Genomic DNA, 23,352 nt, shown 5'->3' with positions numbered 1-23,352 from the left:
GGGCGTGTGGCGCAAAATGTTCCAAAAATGGAACACTCGCGGTTTTGGAAGGTTTCACGCGCGAAACTGTTTGGCGTGGGCGGGTTCAAGTGTGGTACGATTGCGCCTGTGATCGGCTGTGGCAAAAGCCACGCACCGGAAAAATCCGGGCCAAAACACCGACACAAGGGAGATAGCGTCTATGTCAGGAAACCTTCCCGGCGGACGGATAGAAGCAGCCCTGCAGCTGAGCGGCGGGGCGCAAAATCGTGCGGTGCTTGAAAGCTGGCAAAGGTGTGAAGAGCGCTTTGGTCTGGCTCATGACACCTTGCGCCGTCCCGAAGTCATATCCGAAAGCCAAACCCGGCAATTGCGTGACCGCAACGGGCGGCTTTATCACCATGCCCACGATCTGGTGCGAACGCTTTATCGCAAGATTGATGCATCGGGTTATGCGGTGTTTCTCACCGACAATAGCGGCGTGATCCTTGATAGTGTTGCGGCCCATTCATTGCTGCCATCATTTCGCACCAACGGTCTTTTGCCCGGCGCTGTCTGGAGCGAGGAGCGCGAAGGGACCAACGGTATTGGCACCTGTATCGTCGAAGGCCAACCGATCACCATCCACAAGGATGAACACTTTCTGGCGCAGCATTCGGTTTTGACCTGTACGGCAGCCCCCGTATTTGATCCCGATGGCAAGGTGTGTTCGGTCCTTGATGTGTCAGCGGTGCGCGAAGATATCAAACGCCCCGATTGCCTGCGGGTGCGCGGCATGGTGGCTGATTATGCCGATGCGCTTGAACGTATCCTGTTCTTTGACGAACGCGCAGGGGATGTAATCTTGCATCTGCATCCCGATGCCCGCCATGTCGGATCAACCCGCGATGCGATGATTTCGATTGCCCCCGATGGCACGATCAGCGGGGCGACATCGACCGCGCGGCGTATTCTGGCCGCAGCCAACAATTCCAGCGACATCTCCGCCATGTTCGAGATGGATGTCGAAAACCTTGTCGCCAGACTGGCAAGCCCCGATGGACAGAGTGCGTCGGCCACCCCGCTTAATATCGCGGGGGGCGGGGTGCTGTTTGGCAGTGTCACCATCCCGGAACGCATGCGCCGCCGCTATGTCGGCCGCTCAACACCGGTCGCGCGCAAGGCGCCTGCATTGCCGACCCGAAGCATGGCCGGCATCCCTGACAAGGACGCTGCCCTTCGGCGTATTTTTGAAATCGGCACACGCCTGCATGCGCGTGACATCAACGTTCTGATGTCAGGCGAAACTGGCAGCGGCAAGGAATATCTGGCGCGCCATATTCATGACGCGACCCTTGGCAAATCAAAGGCGTTTGTTGCGATCAACTGTGCTGCGCTTCCTGAAGGACTGATTGAAAACGAACTGTTTGGTCATGCCGGTGGGGCCTTTACCGGGGCTGCGCGCGACGGTTTTGGTGGTCGCATTCGCGAGGCCAATGGCGGCACGCTGTTCCTGGATGAAATCGGTGACATGCCGCTTGCCGCTCAGGGCCGGTTGCTGCGTGTCCTTGAAAGTCGCACGGTCGAACCGCTTGGCAGCACCAAGGCGGTGCCAGTCGATTTCCGTCTGATCTGTGCGAGTAATGTCGACCTCAATCGCGCAGTGGCCGAGGGGAAGTTCCGCGAAGATTTGCTGTATCGGATCAAGGGTGCGCGCCTTGCTGTGCCGCCCTTGCGCGAACGCAGTGATCTTGTCGATCTGATCGGGCGGCTTATCGCGGCTTTGTCAGACGATTATGTCGAATGCACAGATGATGTTCTGGCCCTTCTGACCGGGCATGGCTGGCCGGGCAATGTGCGCGAACTGATCAATGTTTTGCAATATGCCGCGGTGTTTGCAGAAGACGGTGTGATTGAACGCGATCATCTGCCCGATGATTTCCAGGTCACGCAGGGCGATGAAGCCCCGTCGCCACGCCAGACCATCGCAAGGGCTGAGGCCGATGCCCTGCGTCAGCTTCTTGAAGATCAGCAATGGCATATCAGCAACACCGCCAAGGCGCTGGGGATCGGGCGGAACACGCTGTATCGTCGCATGGCCCGGCTGGGTATTGAGCGGCGCTGATCCGTCTCAGAAGGTCCTGGGTCAAATTTGCGAATGTTTTCATTGTAGGGCGTGCCGTTATTGTTTTAAGTAACGGCAGGGCTTTACAGGATATTTTCATGTGTGGAATTGCCGGTTTATGGCTATCTGATCAAGCTGATGCAACGGGCTTGGGCGATCGTGTGTCGCGCATGAATGATGCGCTGTATCACCGTGGTCCCGATGGCGGTGACGTTTGGGTCGATGATGAAAACGGACTGGCGGTTGGCCAGCGCCGGCTGGCCATCATTGATCTTTCCGACGCCGGCAAGCAGCCGATGCATTCGGCCAATGGCCGCTATGTCATGGTCTATAACGGCGAGATCTATAACGCCCCGGAACTGCGTGAAAAGCTGGCCTCGGCCAACATCACATGGCGCGGCCATTCCGACACCGAAGTCATTCTTGAATGCATTGCCCATTGGGGCCTGCGCGACACCATCAAGCGCCTGATTGGCATGTTTGCCATCGCGCTTTGGGACCGGCAGAAGAAAAAGCTTTTCCTTGTGCGTGACCGGCTCGGCATCAAGCCGCTTTACTGGTCGCGCTATGACGGCCATATCGGTTTTGCCTCCGAGGTCAAAGGGCTGCTGGCAGGCGACGCAATTTCGCGCGAGGTTAATCAGTCCGGCCTTGATGCCTATTTGCGCTTTGGCTATGTGCCATCCGGGCTTTCGATCTATGCCCATGCCAAGATGCTCAAGCCCGGCCATATCCTTGAAATATCATCGCACGATCAGGCGACCGAAACCGCCTATTGGTCGGTCGAAGACGCCGTTTTGAATGGGCAGACCCACGCCTGGAGTGGTGATGATCAAAGTGCGATTGATGCGCTTGAAGAATTGCTGCGTGATGCAGTTCAACGCCGCATGGTGGCCGATGTGCCGTTGGGGGCGTTCCTGTCGGGCGGGATTGATTCCTCGACCGTCGTTGCCCTGATGCAGTCGGTTTCAGATCGACCGGTCAAAACATTTTCTGTCGGGTTCGAGGATGAAGCCTTTAACGAGGCCGCCTTTGCTGGCGAAGTCGCCAAGCACCTCAATACCGATCATACCGAGCTTTATGTCACGCCCAAGGATGCGCTTGATCTGGTGCCGAAACTCTCGGAAACCTATGACGAGCCGTTCTTTGACAGCTCTGCCATTCCGACCTATCTGATTTCGGCCCTGACGCGCAAACATGTCACCGTGGCCTTGTCTGGTGATGGCGGTGATGAAACATTTGGCGGGTATAACCGCTATTTGTGGGCCAGGCAGCTCAGCCGTGCCGCCGGCAGCATTCCATTTGGCAGCGGGCTTGTATCGCGCGGGATGACCATGCTGTCTCCCGAACTTTGGGATACGCTTGTCGGATTGATACCGGGCAAGAGATCGACCAGTGCGATTGGCGATAAAATCCACAAGGCGGCACCGCTTCTGGCGATCCGCGATGACATTGATCGCTATCAGGCGCTGATTTCCCTGTTTGATCCGGCAAAGCTGCGCGGCAATCGCGGGACGGCCAAGAAATTCCGTGTGCCGGGTGAAATGTTCTGTCGCAACCGTCATCTGGATTATGTGTCCTCGATGCAGGCGATGGATACGATGATGTATATGGTTGATGATGTCCTGACCAAGGTCGATCGGGCATCAATGGCCAATTCGCTGGAGGTCCGCGTCCCGTTCATTGATCACCGGGTGATCGAGTTTGGCTGGCGATTGCCGGCACGGCTTAAGATGAATGGGCCGGTGGGCAAATATGCCCTGCGCCAGATCCTGTATAAATATGTCCCGCGTGACCTGATTGACCGGCCCAAGACCGGCTTTGGTGTGCCGCTGGCACAATGGCTGCGCGGGCCGCTGAATGAATGGATGGGCGATCATTTGGCGAATGATGCGCTTTATACCGACTTCGGCCTTGATCGCCGCCAGATCGAGAAACTCCGCGCCGAGCATATGTCGGGCAAGCGCAATTGGGGCCATCAGCTTTGGACGATCTCTATGCTGTCTGACTGGCAGAAACGCTGGCTGGCCTGATCTTTTCACGCATCTTGCGTATTGCGCACTCTTTGGACCCCGTCTGATCCTCAGGCGGGGTTTTCAATTTCGTTCACGAATGAACGTTTTCTTCCTCGCAGTTTTACTGCTTTTATCATCCGTACTTGAAGTGCATGCGTGTTGCTCACGCATGGCTGTGCCGAATAAATGTCACAATTCGAAACTTGAAAATTTTCGAAAATGAACTATTTTGAGCCTCAACGCGTTTTTATTTGGCGATGAGAGGGCCCCATGGCTGGCACTTCGAACTATGATCTGATCATTATTGGCGGCGGCATTAATGGTGCCGGGATCGCACGCGATGCGGCGGGCCGGGGACTGAAGGTCCTGCTGTGTGAAAAGGATGATCTGGCCAGTGCCACTTCATCGGCCAGTACGAAACTGATCCATGGCGGGTTGCGCTATCTTGAGCATTACGAATTCCGTCTGGTCCGCGAAGCGCTGACCGAACGTGAAGTGTTGCTGGATAACGCGCCACATATCATCTGGCCGCTGCGCTTTGTGCTGCCACATCGCAAGGACTTGCGCCCGGCCTGGATGATCCGTCTTGGTCTGTTTCTGTATGACCATCTGGGTGGGCGCAAAAAGCTTCCGGCATCCGAGGGTATTTCATTTGCCAAACATGTTGCGGGCGAACCGCTTCACGAAGACATGACCAAGGGGTTTGTCTATTCCGATTGCTGGGTTGATGATGCGCGCCTTGTTGTTCTGAACGCGATGGATGCCAAGGCCAACGGCGCGGAGATCTTGACCCGCACCGAATGCGTTGGCGCAAGTCAGTCTGATGATGTGTGGAATGTCACCCTGCGCGATCAGGAAACCGGCGAAAACCGTTCGGTTTCAGGCCGCATGCTGATCAATGCGGCCGGGCCGTGGTGTGCCGACCTGATCAATCCTGAAAACGGTGTCGTCAAATCCGATACCAAGGCCAATATCCGTCTGGTCAAGGGTAGCCACATTGTCGTGCCCAAGATGTTCGACCATGATTTTTGCTACATCTTCCAGAACGGGGATGGCCGGATTGTTTTTGCCATTCCCTATCAGGATGACTTTACCCTGATCGGCACCACGGATGTTGATTTCAACGGCGATCCGGCCAAGGTCAAAATTGATCAGGACGAAATCGATTACCTGTGCAAGCTTGCCAGCGGCTATTTCAAGAAATCCGTTACATCCGATGACGTCGTTTGGACCTATTCGGGGGTTCGTCCGCTTTATGCCGGTAATGGCGAAGGTGGCGAAGGCCAAAACGCATCCAAGGTCTCGCGCGATTACACCCTGAAACTTGAATCCAAAGATCACAAGGCACCGGCACTTCATGTGTTCGGCGGTAAAATCACCACCTATCGCAAGCTGGCCGAACATGCGCTGCAGATCATCTCAAACGAACTGGGCACCAAGGATGCACCCTGGACGGCAGATGCCGTGCTGCCGGGCGGGGATTTCCCCAACGCGTCCTATGAGGCAGCCTTTGCAGATTATGCGGCACGCTATGAGTGGCTGGATGCCGTGATGCTCAAACGCCTGCTGCGCGCCTATGGCACGCGGATCGAACAGATCATTGGCGATGCAAAGGCGATGGGCGATCTTGGCAAATGCTATGGTCATGATCTGTATGAGGCAGAGGTCCGCTATCTGATCGATCAGGAATGGGTGCGCGATATCGATGACCTGATCTGGCGCCGTTCAAAGCTTGGCCTGCGGTTGTCGGGCGATCAGATTGCCGTTTTGCGCGAACGTCTGGCACAGGAAAAGCGCGCCCCTCACTCGGTTGCTGCTGAATAACAGCTTCAATCCCGCTTATCAGCCAATTCAGAACGCAGCGCGTCAAGCAGGGCTTTGAGTTCCGGCTTTCGCGCGGGCGTTATGTCGCGCCAATCGCGGTCTTGGATGGCGCCTTCAAGTGCATAGAGATAGTTCAGGCTGATGTTCTTTTCGCTGCCAAAGCGAAACAGCAGTCGGCGTGTGACTTCCGCAATCCCCGTTTCGACAAGTTGATCGCGGCTTTCAATCCCGATTTCACGGAGCTCACGCGATGATGTCGGGCCGATATTGCGCATGCCAAACCTTCCTTTCGGATGTCAAAACCAAAGCCGGGGTGGGGATACGGCTGCTGGCTGACAGTTTGATTGGGTTCAGACCCTAAACTGCGCTATGGTCGGTTTGTTTTCAACCGATTACCTCGACCGGTGCCCATGCCGCCATTTCTGAAATCCATTCTGGCAAGTGCGATCCTGCTTCTTCTGACCATCCCGGTTGCAAGGGCGGCAGACGACGTTGTTCCGCTTGAAACCTGGTCGATGCTTGTCGGTCTGGTGGGCGGGCTTGCCCTTTTTTTATACGGGATGGATCATCTTGCCGGTGCGCTTAAAACCCTTGCCGGGGCACGGCTGCGACGCGTTCTTTCGGGCATGACGCGCCATCGCATTTGGGCAGCGGTATCGGGCGCGGTCATTACCGGGCTGGTTCAATCATCAAGTGTTACCACTGTGCTGGTGGTCGGCTTTGTGTCGGCCGGGTTGATGCCGTTTGCGCAATCGATTGCTGTCATCATGGGGGCCAATGTTGGCAGCACCCTGACAGCGCAAATCATTGCCTTTCGCGTTGATGCCATCGCACCGCTTTTCATCGCCATCGGCTTTGCCATGACCATGCTGGCGGATCGCAAACGCTTTGCCCTGATTGGCAAGGCGGTGTTGGGCTTGGGGATGTTGTTCTTTGGCATGGGCATGATGAGCACTGCCATGGAACCGCTTCGAAGCTACGCACCCTTCATCGATCTGATGAGCCAGATGGGCAATCCATTTCTGGCCATGCTGGTGGCAGCCGCCTTTACCGCGCTGGTGCAATCGAGTGCCGCGACCATGGGGATTGTAATTGTTCTGGCCGGGCAGGGGTTGGTGCCGCTTGATGGCGGTATCGCGCTTGTTTTCGGGGCCAATATCGGCACCTGCGTCACCGCGCTTTTGGTGACGATTGGCAAGAACCGCGAGGCGTTTCGCACAGCTCTTGGGCATGTGCTGTTTAACGTGGTTGGTGTTTTGATCTGGTTGCCGTTTATTGATCAGTTGGTGAAGCTTGTGGAATTCATCACGACCGGTCGCACGCCCGAGACAACAGATATCGCGCGCGAAATTGCCAATGCGCATACCATTTTCAATGTCGTTAACGTCGTCCTGATGATCGGGTTTGTGCCGTGGATTGCGCGCCTGATTGAAAAACTGGTTCCGGCCGAAATCGATACCGAACCACGTCTCAGTCCCGAACCGAAATACGTCATCCATGAACTCAGCGTCGCACCGGCTGCTGCACTGAGCCTGCTGCGCAACGAGGTTGTGCATATGGGCGATGTGGTGATTGATGTTGTGCGCCGTGGGCGTGAAAACCTGCGCAACCCGACGCGTGCGAAACTGGAAAAACTGGCTGAGCTTGATGACGGGGTTGATAGCCTGCAGGATGCGATTGCGCTGTTTGCTGCGAAACTGCACCGGGCTGAATTGCTGCCCGGCGACATCAACCGCCTGCAGAACGAACTGGCCGTCAGCAATCATCTTGAAGCGGTGAGCGATCTGATCAGCGAGGAAATGGTCAAGCTGGTCGGCGAATGGCTTGATATTCGTCATATGCCATCAGACGAAAACCGCCAGAAAATGGCAGAACTTTACGAGATTGCCGAAGATTGTCTGAAACAGGCGATGACCGCTTTTTCGGCCGAAGACATCGAGGCTGCCAACCGTGTGCTGGATCGCAAGGCAGCGTTTAAGACCAAGCTTGATACAACGCTTCGCAAGGTCAGTGATGAAATCGGCCCGCGCGATCTTGATATTCGCCGTTACCGGATCGAGGTCGCGATGGTTGAGCGCATCAACCGCCTTTATGAACGCGCGCGCCGGATCGCCCATGCCTCTATCGCGATTAAAAATGATCAAGAGCCGGCCCCGGATGAACAGAACGCGGCATCGACCATTGCCGATGCCATGTAAATCGTGATCGATCAGCGCTCGGCAGGTGGCGTGTTGATGTCTTTTTGCAAAACGGTGACATCACAGGCGCGATAGCCAAGATGGCGATAGAAATCCTGCATCGCGTGGTTATCGGCGCGCACCATCAATTGCATGCGCCAGACTCCCTGATCGCGCAGCCAGTTCTCGCCAGTCTCCATCAATTTGCGGCCAAGTCCTGATTTCTGAAGGTTTGGGGTGACGGCCATATAGTAGATCCAGCCGCGATGTCCGTCGTGCCCGGCCATGATCGAACCGATAATGTTATCACTGTTATCTTCCCAGACGAAAAGGGTCGCTTCCTTGCTATCAAGGGCGAAACGGACATCCCATTCCGGTGGATTGTACGGGCGATAAAGCCCGGTTTCCTGCCAAAGGGTTGTCAGGGCAGCAATATCATCAAGGGTGGCCGTTCTGGAGGCGGGTTTTGCGGGGGTGCTTGTCATAGGGGCTTCTTTCATGGGGCAATATTTAGAAGCGCGTAACAATGGTTGGAATGCACCGTGTCGTCAAATCCTATTGCCGGGCAAGGTGATGACGTTAAACAGCAAAACGCCCCCAAGGGGAGCCTTGGGGGCGCGCTGCGGGTCCGGGGTATCGGTTGGGGGAAAGTCCCCGGACCGGGGTGGGGACGTGATCAGTGCGCGACGATCATCTGCTCAGATTTAGCTGATCGGGCGGCCGGTTACGCTGCTGAGTTCCATTTCGCGGACAATGTCGCCCGCCTGATTGGTGACGGTAGCACTATAGGTGCCACGTTCGGTTTCGGTGAGATCACCCAGTTTGAGTTCACCCTTGCCAAACCGGATCACCATCGCATTGGCCAGCACCGTCATCTGATCGGCAGTGAATTTGCGATCAAAGCGGGCGTTGTGGCCCTTGTTTGGTTTGCCAACCAGCTTGCGCAGGTCGTGGCGGGTGCCGCGGTCCATACGGCCGGTCTTTTCGTCAAATTTCAGAACCAGGACGACATCACCACCGGCATTTACCAGAAGAACATCAATTTTGCCGTCCTCTTCGGCGGCCATGGCATCACCGGTCGCAAGTTCAGATGTGCCCATTTTCAGAAGCATTGCGTCAACCAGTGTGCGAGCTTCATCCGTGGTCAGCGGGACAGCCCGTGCACGGTCTTTGCCGTACTTGCCATGTTCGCGGTATTCACCGTGTTCACGTTCACCGCGCTTATATTCGTATTTGTCGTCATCATGGTCGCCGCCAAACATCGACCATTCGCCTTTGTGTTCACGTTCGCCAGGCGATGCATAAGAAACCGCAAATGGCGTTGCGATCATGGTGGTCGCGATCAGGGCAGCGGCAATTTTAAGGGTGTTTTTGCGTTTCATGGTCAGCCTCATCAGGTTTGTTGGGGATCAATGTGTTGAAGACCGTTATCGCCTATGATTGTCGCGAAATGATCCCGGAGACCGGCGAAAATGGTCGCAAGATTTGCCAAACGGCCCGTTTGCGACAATCTGATACAAATTGCCGTTTCTGCGATGATGACCAACGCGTTAGGTTAGGCTTAGCAAAGAGTTTTGATTTCAGGACCGCATATGAGCGACCAGCCCCACATCCTTGTTGTCGATGACCATCGTGATATCCGTGACCTTTTGGGCCGGTATCTGCGTCAGCATGAATATCGCGTGACACTGGCGTCCGACGGGCGCGAATTGCGCAAACTGATGGCCGATAACATTGCGCCGGATCTGATCGTGCTTGATCTGATGATGCCCGGTGAAGACGGGCTTAGTTTGTGTCGCTGGTTACGTGAAAATTATGATGTGCCGGTTGTCATGCTGACCGCCCTTGGCGAGGAAACCGATCGCATCATCGGTCTTGAAATGGGCGCAGACGATTATCTGGCCAAACCGTTTAATCCGCGCGAACTGTTGGCACGGATCAAGGCGGTGATGCGCCGTGCGCAAAGTCTTCCGGTCGGCCGCAAGGGGCCGCTTCCGGGCGGACAGGTGCATTTTGACCGGTGGGTGCTTGATCGTACGCGCCACGAATTGCGCGATGCCAATGATGTTGTCGTCCCGCTCAGTGCTGGTGAATATGGCCTTCTTTGTGCCTTTGTCGAACATCCCAATATGGTGCTTAACCGTGATCAGCTGCTTGATTTGACCAAGGGGCGCGAAGCCATCCCGTTTGATCGCAGCATTGATAATCAGGTCAGCCGATTGCGCAAAAAGATCGAACTTGATGCCCGGAACCCCGCCCTGATCAAAACCGTCTGGGGCGGAGGATACATGTTCACCTGCGAGGTGGCCGAGAAATGACCAAGCGCCGCCTGATCAAACGCCTTTGGCCGCAAAGCCTGACTGCGCAGCTTGTATGTTTGCTGCTGGGCGCGATCATCTTCACCCATATTGTGCTTGGTGTGATGCTGGCCGAGGAACGCCGTGATGCGGTGGCGTCTGAACGGCGTGGCTATGCCCTGGCACGCGTGGCCGCGATTTCGCGCATCCTGACGACAACTCCGCGCGATACCTGGGGCGATGTCTTGCGCGTGGCGCAATCGCCACAAAACCGTCTGCGCCTTGTGCCCGAAACCGATCTCCAACCCGGGGATGGGTCTGTATCCGATAGTCTGACCCACCGTTTGAACGAGGCGTTGGACCTTGAAACCGGTATTCCGGCACGGGTTGAAATCCTGTCCGGCGATGAGTGCTGGACCGAACGCAAAGCACTTCGGCACGAAAAAGTTGCCTTTCTGGAACGTGACCGCAAGGAGCATTCCAGCCACGACGATGAAGATGATGATGATTACAAGGACGCCCGGAAGGACGATGATCATCACGCCCGTGATGATGACCACCATGATGATGACGATGATGATCGAAGGGCACCTTGGTCGTTGCGATATCTTGACCGGTTTGATTGTGACACGTCACCGGTGATGCGCCTTTTCGTCCCTATCAGGACCGTTGGCCCGGATGGCACGCCAACCGGTTCAGAACCCGATGTCTGGCTTGAGGCGATGATTGGCGGGGCCGTGGCACCGCCGTGGTTTGTGTTCGATAATCTTTTGCGCGTTCTGGCATCCGGGCTTGTCATTGCTGTGATTGCGTTTTTCCTGGCACGCCGGATTTCGCGGTCCTGGGATGTGCTGACGCGTGCCGCTGACCGTGTCGGGCGGGGCGATTACCCGGAACCGGTCCCTGAAACCGGCCCGATTGAAATCAGGCGGGCGACAAAGGCCTTTAACCGGATGACCGCACGCCTCAAGCGCTTTGTCGAGGATCGCACCCGGATGCTGGCCGCCATTTCGCATGATCTGCGCACCCCGATCACGTCGCTGCGTCTGCGGGCGGAATTTGTCGAAGATCCTGAAAATCGTGCACGCATCATCGAAACACTTGATGAGATGGAACAGATGGTCGAAGCGGCCATGACCTTTGCCCGTGAAGAGACCGCCAACGAGGAAACCCGCAAGATCGATCTGACCGCGCTTGTTGAATCCGCGGTCGAGGATCTGGCCGAAACCGGACGTCCGATCACATATATTGGCGAGGTCGACACCCGCGTTTATCCGTGCCGGCCGCTGTCGATCAAGCGCGCCTTTGGCAATCTGGTGGCAAACGCCCTTAACTTTGGTGATACGGTCGAGGTTGCCGTGCGTGATGCCGATGACGGTGGCTTGTGGATCGAAATTGCCGATGATGGTCCGGGGATTGCTGTTGGACAGCGCGAACAGGTGTTTGAGCCGTTCTTCAGGATTGAACAGTCACGTAATCGTGACACCGGCGGTATTGGCCTTGGTTTGGCTATTGCGCGCACCGCGATCCGGGCGCACGGTGGTGAAATCTATCTCGAAGAATCGCAGAAAGGCGGGCTTCTGGCGCGCATTTACCTGCCACCGGCGCAGCCGCAATAATGGTGCGTTCCGTCGATTTTTATGGGTGTGATTTCTCTCCTGCCACAGTGCGACAGTTTTTTGACAGTTAGCACTTGCAATTTATATGACCAGTGGTCATTTGTTGCGTGGAATTTCACTGTTTCCAAATCAAGAATTGCGAAATTGTGTTGCTGTTCTATTTGAGGTCTGGATTTGATCGCATGGCAATGCAACAATCAAGCATACGAACGGACGGAGCCTACTCATGACCAATAACCAGTCTTCTTCGGGGGTGGTAACCGCACTTCCCGGGACCAATAACGCACAGGCTGCGCGCGGTTTTGTGCGCTCTGTGAATGACTGGCTGATGGAATGCGCGCTGGATGATACCGACATCAGCGAGCTTTTGTCTGGCATGGCAAGCCGTCTGGTTGCATCCGGTATTCCGGTTGATCGCGTCATGGTCGCGTTCAAGACGCTGCATCCGCTATATGAAGGTGTGTCCTATATCTGGACCAAGGAAAACGGGCAGGTTGTGCGCACCACCCATATGGGCGATGACAACAAGGACCGTGACTGGGCGCAAAGCCCGATGAAATGGATGCTCGATACCGATGTCAGCTTTCTGCGCCGTCACTTGATTGGCCCCAGTGCGGTGGTTGATTTCCCAATTCTTGAATCCTTCCGCCGACAAAAGGGCACAGACTATTACGCGCTGATGACCCCGTTCGTGACAGATGCCGACAGCACGCTGAACAGCAACCGCATTTTCATGACCTATCTGACGCGCCGCCCCAGCGGCTTTTCGGACGAGGATCTGGCGATCCTTTCAGGTATTCAGCGCCGCTTTGCCGTGTCGTGCAAAATGCGCATCAACCATGAAGAAACCCGCACCATCCTTGAGACCTATCTTGGTACCGATGCCGGGCAGCGCGTGCGCAATGGCCAGATCAAACTGGGCGACAGCACCAAGACCCGCGCGGTGATCTGGTTCTCGGACATGCGCAATTCGACCTCGGTTGCGACCCATGTCGGCGATGATAAGTTCCTGGGGGAAATGAATGATTTCTTCGGCGCAACAGCCGGTGCCGTGCTTAAGCATGGCGGACAGGTTCTGCGCTATATCGGAGATGCGACGCTTGCGATTTTCCCGATTGATGAAGACGACACCAATCTTGAGACCGCCTGTCATGCCGCGCTTTATGCCGCGGCGGAGGCACAGCTAAATATCGATGCGCTGAATGCCAAGCGTGAGACAGAGGGCAAGCTGCCCTTTGATTACGGTCTTGGCATGCATGTCGGGGATGTGATTTACGGCAATGTCGGCGTTTCCAAACGCGTCGATTTTACCGTGGTGGGGCAGGCGGCAAACGAAGCGGCCCGGATCGAACAACTTACCAAACAGCTTGGCAAACGCGTTCTTGTCAGCTCGACCGTGGCCCGGTTCATTTCCTGCCCGACAGAGGAAATGGGTGCGTTTGAGCTTCAGGGGACCGGTCTTAGCGTCAAACTGTTCGCCCCGGACTTCTCCGAGGCCTGCCATCGTATCGAACTGATGCGCGCGGGCTAATTCATTCAGGCCAGATTATCAAAATCCTTCACGACGCTGCTTGCAGACTCCCCGACGCTGGAAAATGTCTTTTGCGCGTCAGTAACGGCGTCTGTCGCGGCCTTGATGATCTTGGAATACGGATCGACTTCTTTTTTGGCCAACATCTGTTGCATGGCGACACCGGTGGTGGCAGAGGCCATGGACATGATGTTGCGCAGATAGTCTGTTGAATCCTGCACCGCATAGGCCGCTGCCTGGGCGACCTTTTGATAGGCGACCCCGTTGGCACCGGGAACGGCGCCATTCAGAACCGCATGATTGGTCGTGCCGACCGCCTGAACGATTTGCGGGTTCAATGCCGTGCTAAGCGGTGGCGTGCCTGCGGGATTGTCAGGCGCCATAGGGTCGGCGGGGCTTGCGGCCTTGTCGCCATCAGCATTGTCTTGGTTTTCCGCCGCGTCCTTTTTGGCTCCGTCTCCATCATCACCGCCGGCACCAGCGGCATTGGCGCCACCCTGTGCTGCGTCCGGATCGTTGTTTTCAGGTTTCGGATCTTCGTTTGGTTTGTTGTCTTCGTCTGCCATCTGAAACCTCATTTACGACTGGTCGAAAGACTGGTTTGCATCATGCGTGCGGGGTTTGGTCGAAAGTGGCTAGCTGCTAGCCGCTTTCCTTGCCGCCACCACCCATGCCGCCGCCGGAACTATCCAGAATCATTTTGCAGGCACTGGACGTAACGGCATTGCCGATTTGTTGCAGACCGCCCTGGGTCTGCATGGCGTTTTGCATCGACAGACTGATGGAATGAGCCATCGTCTGATACACAAGCCCCATGGCCTGTGCCGGCGCCTCGCCCAGAACCTTGACGTTGTTCTGGGTCACCGCGTCGGTAATTTGTGAATTTACAGGGGTGTTGTCTGCCATTTCACGCCCTCACGTTTGTGACCATTGTCGGTCCAAATGACCGAACCGGTCAGGTGCCTAGCGGCGGGTTGCTGCCAAAATTACAAGAAGTGTCAAAAGTGTATCGCTGGTGTCGGACCGTCCCAGTTTGGCGGTGGCCTGTGCGCCCGCCATGGTGTTGACGGAATACAGCTGCATCACGCCCTGGTTGGTGGCTGCCTGCGAACACATCGACGCCTGTTGCTGTGCCTGAACCGCGTTCTGGAACAGGATCGATGTCGAGTGCGCTGCACTTTGATAAATCGCGCCCATCGCATTGGCAGGCGCAGAGCCAAGAACACTGACCGCACTCTGGGTAATAGAGTCAGTAATCTGACCATTCACCGGGGTTGGAATTGCCATGTTATCCTCCGAAAAAGCGATCGATCTGACCGCACACCTCTAGACGTCGCACGGACGCGATTGTGATCAAATTTGCCAAACCATCAGCCCGCCTGAGCGGTAATCATCGCAACAAGCTTTGACGTCGAGGTGTTGGCGACCTGCTGCATGTTGCCCTGTGTCAGGGTGGCGTTTTCCATGGCAAGGCCGGTGGCATGTGAATGCGACTGCATGGCGATGGAAACCGCCTGGGCCGGGCTTTCGCCCAGGACCTTGACGTTGGTCTGGGTTACGGCATCGGTGACTTGCGGATTGACGATATCACTCATGCTATGACCTCGCTGCTTTCGCCGGTTCCTGCGGAGTTGCTGCCATCACCCGGCTGGGTGGTGCTGCGAAACCGTTCATCCATCTCGCCCCATGCGGATTCATACCAGTGGGCTTCCGTCTCTTGCTGACCGGTGTCTTCACCATCATCCGATGAACCCGCGCCGAGCTTCAGGTTGGGTTGTTGTTGACGTCCGCCGGTTTCTGCGGACGACTCACCGGGGCGGCGCTGGTAAAAAAATTGGGTTTGCTGTCCTGAACCGAAAGGGTCGCCTTGGCGCATTCCATGGTGGTTGCAAGGCTTGCAACCGCCTGTTGCTGTTGCTCATTGACCATATTGGCAAACAGGATCCCTTGCGCCTGGGCCTGCGACAGATAGGACTGCATTGCCCCCATCGCCGGACCATTGGCAATAACCGATGTGTTGGTCTGGGTTACGCTGTCGGTGATCTGTTCGTCGACTTCATTTGGGTTGCTCATCGGGATAATCCTTATTGGTTGCGACGATTCATCATTTGCAGAACGCTTTGGGTCATGGTCGTCATGCCAATCATGGCGTTCTGCTTCTGGGCAGAGACCATGTTCGCCATCAGGATGTTCTGCGACTGCGCCTGTCCCAGCATGGATTGCAGGGCGGCATAACCCGGACCTGCCCCCATGGTGGCGACATTGGTCTGGGCGACGCTGTCGGTGATTTGATCGGAAACCTCGCAATGGCGCATGTCGTCACTTTGTTCAACATGGTTGTGCGGGGGTTTTTTGCCGTCTTGCGCGGGTGGTGCCGATGGCATGTCCGTCTCCTTGGCTGGCGGAAGTGGTGCGTATCGTGATGACGTGCGGCCTTGATGTTTGTGAAAGAAAAAAGCCCGGCAAGCGCATGCATGCCGGGCGGTGTTGGCGGCGAAACCATTCTTGATGTTAAGACACGGCCGTACCGGTCGTTGCCTTGAGAGCCGACAACAGCGAAAGCATATTGTCGGGAACGTCGCTTGCGGCCAGCTTCGAGGTCGCAACAGCCCCCGCCATGGTGTTGACGGAGTAGACCTGAATGACGCCCTGATTGGTGGCCGCCTGCGAGGAAATGCCCACCTGATGCTGACTGCTGACAGCGTTCTCGTAGAGAATGCCATGCGAGTGCGCCAGCGACTGGTAAAGCGAGCCCATGGCCATTGCCGGCGCATCACCCATGACCTTGACATTGGCCTGGGTGACAGCGTCGGTAATCATACCATTGACCGGAGTGTTATCAGCCATTGTGTATCTCCTGATTGCCTAAAGAAGTGCCGATCCCAAATGCAAGGCTTGCAACCGGCCCTTTCCGCATGTCTTGCGGTCAGACAAATGACGGAGGGCTTTGGGTGTTGTGACGCAGGCCTGGTAAAAACTTGGGCCTTCGAAACAGGATGGCCAAACCCGAAACAGGCGGTCGCAGATCAATACAACCGCCTGATCGGAAAATGGCCAGACAGGCCGAAAGATTTATGCTTTCGACCGACTGAAAGTTAGCCTGCCGTCGCGCGAAGCGTTGTGAGAAGCGACAGCATATTGTCTGGGGTATCGCTTTTGGCGATTTTGGCGGTCCCAACCGCACCTGCCATCGTGTCGATAGAATAGATCTGGATGACCCCTTGGTTGGTTGCAGCCTGCGAGGTGACACCGACTTGCTGCTGGGCGCTGATGGCGTTCTCATAAAGAATGCCGGTGGAATGTGCGAGGGACTGGAAGATTGCCCCCATTGCCATTGCCGGAGCATCGCCAAGAACTTTCACATTAGCCTGCGTGACAGAATCGGTGATCTGACCATTGAGCGGAGTGTTATCAGCCACTGTGTATCTCCTGATTGCTTTTGAATGTACCGGAAGGAAAACGAAGGCCTCGGCCAGACCGCTCCCTTTCCGCATATCGTGCGTCCAAAGGTTTGACGGGGAGCTTAAGCCCCTGTGATGCCGTGATGGTCAAAACATGGGGGCTGGAAAAAAAGCACGGTCAAACAGAAATCGGGCGATCGCATCCATCTGCGACCGCCCGATTTGAAACCGGCCATCCGGGCCAGAAGTTTTGCGGAAATCAGCCCTTGGTTGCCTGCAGGGCAGTAAGAAGCGACAGCATGTTGTCGGGTACGTCGCTTTTGGCAATTTTCGAGGTCGCAACAGAGTCTGCCATCGTGTCGACCGAGTAGATCTGGATGACACCCTGGTTGGTTGCGGCCTGCGAGGTGATGCCGATCTGCTGCTGGGCGCTGACGGCGTTTTCATAAAGAATGCCGGTGGAATGTGCGAGGGACTGGAAGATCGAGCCCATTGCCATTGCCGGGGCGTCGCCCAGAACTTTCACGTTAGCCTGGGTGACAGCATCAGTGATCTGACCATTTACCGGGGTCGGAATCGCCATTGTAAACTCTCCTTCGTTACGCTTTGCGGTATGCTGCTTGCTGTTGTGTTTCTATCGTGTTTCTGTCGGGGTTTCGCCGTCCCGTTTTCAGTCTATCGACGCTGGGTGTTTATCGTTGTGACGCGTCTTTTTTGGCCTGGTGATTATTTTTTTGCCCAAGGTATCGCTTATTGAATGCCCGATGCCCTGAGATGTTCACGTGCGAGCTGAACGCGCTTGCGCACGGCACAGTTGCTTAGTCCAAGGGCACTTGCGATCTCGTCATAAGTACGGTCCTGGACACAGCGCATCAGAAGCGGTTTGCGCAGTTTTTCCTGCATCGCCAGAAGAGCCGTTTCAAGCTGATCAAGTTTTTCACCCGCCAGATAGGATTCTTCGGGGCTTGGTGTGATCGGGGCAGTCATGGGGGAGGCCGGCGTATCGGCCGCGCCATGGGTTTCTTCGCGGTATTCCGCCTTGCGTCGGTTCTGGCGATGCAAATCAATGCAGGCATTATGGACAATGCGTGAAAGCCAGGCGCGATGATTGCGGATCTCATCCATGGAATCTTCGAACTTGGTCGATGCCTTGACCATCGCCTCGGACAGCGCATCCTGCGCATCGTCCATATTGCCGGACATCAGTTTCAGACATTGTTTTAAAAGCGTGTCCTGCTGATCAATCCAAAGCGGCCAGAAATTCGGCGCGGCAGGGCCCAAATCGGCTTCTTGCTGCGGGTGGCCTTGCGGTATTGGTTGTTCGGCGGTATCGGGATTTTCCTGTGGCGCTGAAGGGGCCGTTGGCGTGACCGGTGCTTGCTTGACCGGTTGGCGCAGGGCCGGGCTGTCTGCCCCCGGAACAAGACCACGGAGGATATCGAGCGGATCTGTCGGGTTTGCACCCGGCGTGCCCAACGCACCGGCAATGATGTCTTCCGGGCTTGGTCCGGTGCGCGATGGTTCAAGTCCGGGAAAACCGGCCAGCGGATTGAAGTCAGCCGGGTAACCGGGTGGCGGGCTGTATTGTTGTTGCCCGGTATGTGGCGGGCGCGCAGAATTGTCAGGTTGATTGGTCACCGGGGAAGAGGTTTGCTCTGCGTCTATCACCGGTTCTGTCGGTTGGCTGATGGCATGTGCATCAAGCGCGGTATCAATGCTTACCCCTGACCAGTTCGTATCGGTCGACAGCTTGTCCGGATTTTCCGATTTGGCAAGTTTTGCCAGATAGTCTTCGGCGATCCGCGCGCGCTGTTCCGGTTTCAAACGTGACCAGATCGACGTCACCTTGTCATCATCGCCCAACGCCAGCGTAAGGCTTTGCTCAAGCGTTTTGGCAAAGCTGATCTCGGCTTCTGTCAGGGTTGCCTCATCCTGCGGACTGTTCTTTTCATTCTGCACTATGGACCCCTCCGGTTGGTTGAATACAACCATAGGATGATTGGGTTTTGCGGTAATCATTATGACGTAGCCGCAACTAAAATGTGAAGAAAAGTTTTTTTACATCCTAAAGTTGTATCGATATACGCAACGGCACAGCCGTCGCAATGCGGGGCGTAGGACTTGTCGGGACGCGACATCGCGCATTGATGCGCTTGTTATTATTGTTGGTGTTTCGACCATGTTCGGTCGATGGCCCTGCGCCTAGGTTTTCTTGCCTTTTGGTGGTTCCTGTGGCGAAGCGCCGGACGTTTCGGGCTTGTCTTCCTGGTCTGGTTGGCGTGCCGGAAATGCCTCGGCAAGGGCTGTTTCTACTTTTTCAGACAGTGCCTGCATCCGCAAATCGATCTCGAGCGCGATGATGTTGCGGATTTCATTGGCGATCTCGAACATCACCTGCTGACCATTTTGCGCGTTTGGGTCAGACACCATCTGTGGCGCCCCGGCATGCAGGCCCGGTTGTGAACCTTGTGAGGGGGATGCGGTCGGCTGTCCTGTGGTCTGAGCACCAATTGGTGGCTGTGGTGCCTGGGCGCCGGAGCTTACGTTATGGGCATGGCTTGCAATGGTCTGTTTTTGATCAAGCACCTGCGCACGTGCCCGTTCGGCCGCTTTTGACATGGCCTGCTGGGTTGCAAGATATTCCTGATTAAACGCCTTTCTGACGGCATCCTTGCGACCGCTTGCCGTCGTAATATCATTTTGGGCCGGACCGGTCATGAGCTTCCTCCCTTGCTACCGCCGCCAGAGCTGCCCGCATTTCCGGTCTTGCCCTTGGTCGTGCGGCTGATTGGTTTGGTTTCGGTTTGCTTGGGATCGGGCTTGTTGTTTGCATCGCCGTTTGTATCGCCGGACGTATTGTTTTGCGCAGTTGCTTTGGCCGTTGCTGAGGGGGCCTTGTCCGTTTCCAGCATGAAGGCCGGCGGAATAAAGCCGTACTTTTTAAGCTGCGCTGCATCGGGATCATCCGGAAGGCCGGTAAGGCTGGTTTCAAGCCGTCCCCGGCTGTCTGAAATCATGCTTGCCGCGCGGCAAGCCGAATGGTCGTTTTGTGCGCTACAGCTCAGGATCGCTGTCGGGGTGCTTTTGCGGGCCTCGGTCATCAACTGGGCGGTGACGTCAAAACTGGTTTCTGGTTCATAGCGGACCAGAACAACCAGACCAGCGCCCTTTTTGCCCTCGCTGGGTGGGGTGATCTGTACCCAGAACGGAACATTGCTGTTTGGTCCGACCGCGACACTGCCGGCCACAATCGGACTGGGCAGGGTGCCGGTATATTCCAGATGGATCGGCACCGGTGCGTGATCGGCAAAAATCAATCGGATCAGGGCCAGATCAGGTGTTGTTTCGCTGCCTGTGGTGCCAACAGTTTGTTCCAGATGAAGCGCATGTGGCGGCCCGCCATAAACCGGAACTTCTGAAAGCTGCGATGCGGCACCATCCGCATCAGCCGTATCAAACAATAGCGCGCGCAACAGTGACGGGACCGCGTTTGGCACCGTGACCGAAAGTTCTGACTGGCCATCTGGCGATATCCCGACATGTAGCGACCATTTTCGCAAGGATATCGGCGCATCGGATGCCTGCATTCTGGCGACAACAGCTGTTTGGGCCGTGGTCTTTGTCGGCGATTGGGGATGACCCTGTTCCATGCTGATCGACCAGTCCGGCGTGTCAGATCCACCTTCCGCCTTGCCCTCAAGCGATGGCATTGCGGTTCGGAACATGTCATCCCGGATGATCGGGCCGCTCATATTGGTCGTGCTGCCGTCAGCATGGGTGGTGCGGACACCCCATGTGGCATCGCTCACATGCGCCGCGCTGGTGGTGGCTGTACCTTGATGTTCGGTGTGTTCGCCTGGCATGTAACTCTCTCCCAATCCGCCAAATCCCTCGGAATAGCTGCCCGAAGCCAGATCAGGTGTCGGTACAGCGGCATTCACATCACCATCAAGCAAATAGCGCTGAATGATCTGAAATGCGGTTTCCATCGGTTGCGGCTGCTGATCTTGCGTGCCAGAAGAATCTGCGGCAAATCCAGTCATCCCCAAGTTACGACAAAGGGATGCCATCATATCCATGGCAGCTTGCTCGGGACTGCCTGCTGTGGGATTTTCGCTTGGTTCCTGCAGATTGTTCTCGGCCTCTGCCGCTCCGGCTTCGGATGCGTTTTTCCCGTTCTCGGGCTTGCTGCTTGTTTTGCCAGAAGCCTTGGCTGGTTTGGGCGCGTCACTGTCGGTCATGCCTGCACTCCCCAATGGTGCCTTGCAGCACTCAAAAGGGCCGCTATCATGCCGCCCTTGATCTGCAAGAAGTTATAACGGTTCCTTGCAAACAGACGCTTCTAGCCATGGGATGTGAAAAGTTTTGCCAGCAATTGGCGGTTGCAAATTTTCTGGCAGTGCAGAATAAACACAAAACCCCGTCGGGAATGTCCCGACGGGGTTTTGTAAATCAAAATGGTGCTGGCGATAGGATTTGAACCTACGACCTACGCATTACGAATGCGTTGCTCTACCAGCTGAGCTACGCCAGCACGATTCATTTTGTGGCGCGGAAAATACGGACAAACACCGCCCTTGGCAAGAGGTTTGTTATTCTTTTTGCCAACAAATGCCCGACTTTCAGCCATGCCCCGAAATCAGGGCAGAGACACACAATATCACATTGACCATGCTGTAATAATCCGGCTTAGATGTGCGCGATCGAAATCGACCAAAATCAATGTGCGGGGGCAAATCATGTGTCGTTGGCTAAGCTATATCGGGGATCCGGTTTATCTGGAAAAGCTGGTCTTTGAGCCGCGCCATTCACTGGTCGAACAAAGCCTGCATGCCGAACAGGCCAAAACGCCAACCAACGGCGACGGCTTTGGCATCGGCTGGTACGACGAACGCCCGACACCGGGGCTCTATCGTGAAATCCTGCCGGCCTGGAATGATCCGAACCTGCGATCGCTGGCCCATCACATCAAATCCGGTCTTTTCTTTGCCCATGTGCGGGCCTCCACCGGGACGCACACCAGTCGTACCAACTGCCACCCGTTTTCCCATGGCCAGAACCTGTTCATGCATAACGGCCAGATTGGTGACTACCCGCTGGTCCGCCGGTCGCTTGAAATGATGATCGAGGATGAGTTTTATGAAGGTCGGCAGGGATCAACCGATAGCGAGCTGATCTTTTGCCTGATGCTGACCCTTGGACTGCGTGATGACCCGCATCGCGCCATTCGTCGCACGATTGAAGTGGTCGAAAACGAAATGAAGCTGCGCGATGCAAGGGCACCGTTCCGCTTCACCGCCTGCCTGTCAAACGGCAAAAGCGTCTGTGCCATCCGCCATGCCAGCGATGACAAGCCGCCATCACTGTATTGGCGCAAACGCGATGATCACGTCATCGTCGTCTCAGAGCCCCTTGATGCCGAAAGCGACAGCTGGATTGCCGTTGCGCCCAACCATACCCTGCATGTCGAGGCTGATCTGTCTGTCAACGAAGACGCGACACTCGTTTGCTGATCACGACACGACAACAATCTGACTGCGCGCCTTGACGAGTGCGCGTTGCAGGGCGTCGCTTGGGGCGGTGTTGAGCAGCACAGTTTGGAAATCACTGGCGTGGCCGTCGCGACAGAGCGCCTTGCGACCAACCTTTTTCTCGTCGATCATCAGGATCGCGTGGTCGCAGCACGATACGAGCGCACGCCTTGCGCGGACTTCATCCATGTTGAAGTCGAGAAGATCGCCATCATCAGACATCCCGCCAACACTGACAATCCCGAAGTCAGCGCGCATGCTGCCAAAGAAGTCCGCGCTGTCCGCGCCGATGATGTCCAGGTCACGGGTGCGCACCGTGCCGCCTGCAAGCCTTAGCGTGACATTCGGCGCATTTTGCAGGGTCATCACCACATGCAGATTGTTGGTTAACACTGTTAAGTTGCGATGCGATGCCAGATGCTGGGCAGCGAGCTCGGCCGTCGTGCCGGTGCCAATCGCGATTGTGCAGCCCTCCGGGATCAGGTCGGCGACCTTGGCGGCAATCGCCATTTTGCCCGTCCGGTTCCAGACTTCGCGTTTTTCATAGGCCGAGTTATCCGGATCCGGGGCCGGACCGGCAAGGCCGTGACGGCGAAACACGCGGCCCTGTTCATGCAAATCGCGCAAATCGGTGCGGATCGTCTGGACCGAGACGTTGAACCGGCGTGCCAGTTCCTCGACCGCCATAAAGCCGGTCGATTTGACAAGGGCGACGATGCGGTCACGTCGGCGATCAAGGGGCACGGGATCGGGGTTGTTGGACACAGCTGTGCTTTCGTTCGAAAGTTGTTATTTCGCTTATAGCATACTTATAAACAGCGACAAACGCCGCTGCATAGCCCGGTTTTCCTATTGAAACATTTAATTCTTGGTG

General features: G+C 56.0%; 24 protein-coding genes and 1 tRNA gene. 8 read left to right on the top strand and 17 right to left on the bottom strand.

Annotated features, from left to right (window positions below; all coding sequences use genetic code 11):
• Positions 1-181: 181 nt before the first annotated feature.
• The 3 genes from HED22_RS16750 (at position 182) to glpD (ending at position 5,922) form a co-directional block, all read left to right on the top strand.
• Positions 182-2,083, top strand: coding sequence for a sigma-54-dependent Fis family transcriptional regulator (locus HED22_RS16750; protein ID WP_167724326.1), 1,902 nt, complete (start codon positions 182-184; stop codon positions 2,081-2,083).
• Positions 2,084-2,181: 98 nt separating this feature from the next.
• The gene (gene asnB, locus HED22_RS16745; RefSeq protein WP_167724324.1) at positions 2,182-4,116 is read left to right on the top strand and encodes an asparagine synthase (glutamine-hydrolyzing); all 1,935 of its coding nucleotides are present in this window, start codon (positions 2,182-2,184) and stop codon (positions 4,114-4,116) included.
• A gap of 252 nt (positions 4,117-4,368) precedes the next feature.
• Positions 4,369-5,922, top strand: a complete 1,554-nt coding sequence (glpD, locus tag HED22_RS16740) for a glycerol-3-phosphate dehydrogenase (protein ID WP_167724322.1) — start codon at positions 4,369-4,371, stop codon at positions 5,920-5,922.
• A 5-nt stretch (positions 5,923-5,927) separates the two neighbouring features.
• On the opposite strand, the gene HED22_RS16735 is transcribed toward glpD, so the two are convergent.
• On the bottom strand, positions 5,928-6,197 hold the full coding sequence (locus HED22_RS16735) for a TfoX/Sxy family DNA transformation protein (protein WP_167724320.1): 270 nt from the start codon (positions 6,195-6,197) through the stop codon (positions 5,928-5,930).
• A gap of 135 nt (positions 6,198-6,332) precedes the next feature.
• Here HED22_RS16735 and HED22_RS16730 point away from each other — a divergent pair, with 135 nt between their 5' ends.
• On the top strand, positions 6,333-8,120 hold the full coding sequence (locus HED22_RS16730; RefSeq protein ID WP_167724318.1) for a Na/Pi cotransporter family protein: 1,788 nt from the start codon (positions 6,333-6,335) through the stop codon (positions 8,118-8,120).
• Positions 8,121-8,131: 11 nt separating this feature from the next.
• On the opposite strand, the gene HED22_RS16725 is transcribed toward HED22_RS16730, so the two are convergent.
• Both HED22_RS16725 and HED22_RS16720 read right to left on the bottom strand, forming a co-directional pair.
• Positions 8,132-8,584, bottom strand: a complete 453-nt coding sequence (locus HED22_RS16725; protein ID WP_167724315.1) for a GNAT family acetyltransferase — start codon at positions 8,582-8,584, stop codon at positions 8,132-8,134.
• Between the two features lie 219 nt (positions 8,585-8,803).
• Positions 8,804-9,481, bottom strand: a complete 678-nt coding sequence (locus HED22_RS16720; RefSeq protein ID WP_167724313.1) for a hypothetical protein — start codon at positions 9,479-9,481, stop codon at positions 8,804-8,806.
• Positions 9,482-9,691: 210 nt separating this feature from the next.
• Between HED22_RS16720 and HED22_RS16715 the strand changes: the two genes are divergently transcribed.
• The 3 genes from HED22_RS16715 (at position 9,692) to HED22_RS16705 (ending at position 13,546) form a co-directional block, all read left to right on the top strand.
• On the top strand, positions 9,692-10,417 hold the full coding sequence (locus HED22_RS16715) for a response regulator (RefSeq protein ID WP_167724311.1): 726 nt from the start codon (positions 9,692-9,694) through the stop codon (positions 10,415-10,417).
• Positions 10,414-12,015, top strand: coding sequence for an ATP-binding protein (locus tag HED22_RS16710; RefSeq protein ID WP_167724309.1), 1,602 nt, complete (start codon positions 10,414-10,416; stop codon positions 12,013-12,015). The genes HED22_RS16715 and HED22_RS16710 overlap by 4 nt, the downstream gene beginning before the upstream one ends.
• Before the next feature lie 226 nt (positions 12,016-12,241).
• A complete protein-coding gene (locus HED22_RS16705; protein WP_167724306.1) occupies positions 12,242-13,546 on the top strand; it encodes an adenylate/guanylate cyclase domain-containing protein in 1,305 nt (434 codons plus the stop codon).
• 5 nt (positions 13,547-13,551) lie between these two features.
• On the opposite strand, the gene HED22_RS16700 is transcribed toward HED22_RS16705, so the two are convergent.
• The 13 genes from HED22_RS16700 to HED22_RS16640 form a co-directional block, all read right to left on the bottom strand.
• Complete coding sequence (locus tag HED22_RS16700; RefSeq protein ID WP_167724304.1) at positions 13,552-14,112, bottom strand: hypothetical protein; 561 nt, start codon at positions 14,110-14,112, stop codon at positions 13,552-13,554.
• 76 nt (positions 14,113-14,188) lie between these two features.
• Entirely contained in the window at positions 14,189-14,452 is a 264-nt protein-coding gene (locus HED22_RS16695) for a RebB family R body protein (protein WP_167724302.1), read from the bottom strand.
• A 57-nt stretch (positions 14,453-14,509) separates the two neighbouring features.
• The gene (locus tag HED22_RS16690) at positions 14,510-14,833 is read right to left on the bottom strand and encodes a RebB family R body protein (RefSeq protein ID WP_167724300.1); all 324 of its coding nucleotides are present in this window, start codon (positions 14,831-14,833) and stop codon (positions 14,510-14,512) included.
• An 83-nt stretch (positions 14,834-14,916) separates the two neighbouring features.
• Positions 14,917-15,141, bottom strand: a complete 225-nt coding sequence (locus HED22_RS16685) for a RebB family R body protein (RefSeq protein ID WP_062957537.1) — start codon at positions 15,139-15,141, stop codon at positions 14,917-14,919.
• 169 nt (positions 15,142-15,310) lie between these two features.
• Positions 15,311-15,619: a RebB family R body protein gene (locus HED22_RS16680; RefSeq protein ID WP_167724297.1), complete on the bottom strand. Its 309-nt coding sequence runs from the start codon at positions 15,617-15,619 to the stop codon at positions 15,311-15,313.
• A gap of 11 nt (positions 15,620-15,630) precedes the next feature.
• Positions 15,631-15,930 (bottom strand): RebB family R body protein, encoded by a 300-nt coding sequence (locus tag HED22_RS16675; RefSeq protein ID WP_167724295.1) that lies wholly within the window; start codon positions 15,928-15,930, stop codon positions 15,631-15,633.
• A gap of 127 nt (positions 15,931-16,057) precedes the next feature.
• The gene (locus HED22_RS16670) at positions 16,058-16,393 is read right to left on the bottom strand and encodes a RebB family R body protein (protein ID WP_167724293.1); all 336 of its coding nucleotides are present in this window, start codon (positions 16,391-16,393) and stop codon (positions 16,058-16,060) included.
• Between the two features lie 248 nt (positions 16,394-16,641).
• On the bottom strand, positions 16,642-16,965 hold the full coding sequence (locus tag HED22_RS16665; RefSeq protein ID WP_167724291.1) for a RebB family R body protein: 324 nt from the start codon (positions 16,963-16,965) through the stop codon (positions 16,642-16,644).
• Positions 16,966-17,206: 241 nt separating this feature from the next.
• The gene (locus HED22_RS16660) at positions 17,207-17,530 is read right to left on the bottom strand and encodes a RebB family R body protein (RefSeq protein ID WP_008890488.1); all 324 of its coding nucleotides are present in this window, start codon (positions 17,528-17,530) and stop codon (positions 17,207-17,209) included.
• Positions 17,531-17,697: 167 nt separating this feature from the next.
• The gene (locus tag HED22_RS19765; RefSeq protein ID WP_167724288.1) at positions 17,698-18,906 is read right to left on the bottom strand and encodes an RNA polymerase sigma factor; all 1,209 of its coding nucleotides are present in this window, start codon (positions 18,904-18,906) and stop codon (positions 17,698-17,700) included.
• Between the two features lie 243 nt (positions 18,907-19,149).
• On the bottom strand, positions 19,150-19,665 hold the full coding sequence (locus HED22_RS16650; RefSeq protein WP_167724286.1) for a hypothetical protein: 516 nt from the start codon (positions 19,663-19,665) through the stop codon (positions 19,150-19,152).
• The gene (locus tag HED22_RS16645) at positions 19,662-21,188 is read right to left on the bottom strand and encodes a hypothetical protein (protein ID WP_167724284.1); all 1,527 of its coding nucleotides are present in this window, start codon (positions 21,186-21,188) and stop codon (positions 19,662-19,664) included. Before HED22_RS16645 ends, HED22_RS16650 begins: the two co-directional genes overlap by 4 nt.
• Positions 21,189-21,405: 217 nt before the next feature.
• Positions 21,406-21,481, bottom strand: a tRNA-Thr gene (locus HED22_RS16640).
• 205 nt (positions 21,482-21,686) lie between these two features.
• Here HED22_RS16640 and HED22_RS16635 point away from each other — a divergent pair.
• The gene (locus HED22_RS16635) at positions 21,687-22,460 is read left to right on the top strand and encodes a class II glutamine amidotransferase (protein ID WP_167724282.1); all 774 of its coding nucleotides are present in this window, start codon (positions 21,687-21,689) and stop codon (positions 22,458-22,460) included.
• Here HED22_RS16635 and HED22_RS16630 read toward each other — a convergent pair whose 3' ends face one another.
• Complete coding sequence (locus tag HED22_RS16630) at positions 22,461-23,243, bottom strand: DeoR/GlpR family DNA-binding transcription regulator (protein WP_167724280.1); 783 nt, start codon at positions 23,241-23,243, stop codon at positions 22,461-22,463.
• Positions 23,244-23,352: the final 109 nt, after the last annotated feature.

Source organism: Thalassospira sp. HF15, assembly GCF_011806525.1.
In the GTDB taxonomy this organism is placed as follows: domain Bacteria; phylum Pseudomonadota; class Alphaproteobacteria; order Rhodospirillales; family Thalassospiraceae; genus Thalassospira.
This window is presented reverse-complemented; position numbering and strand designations above follow the sequence as displayed.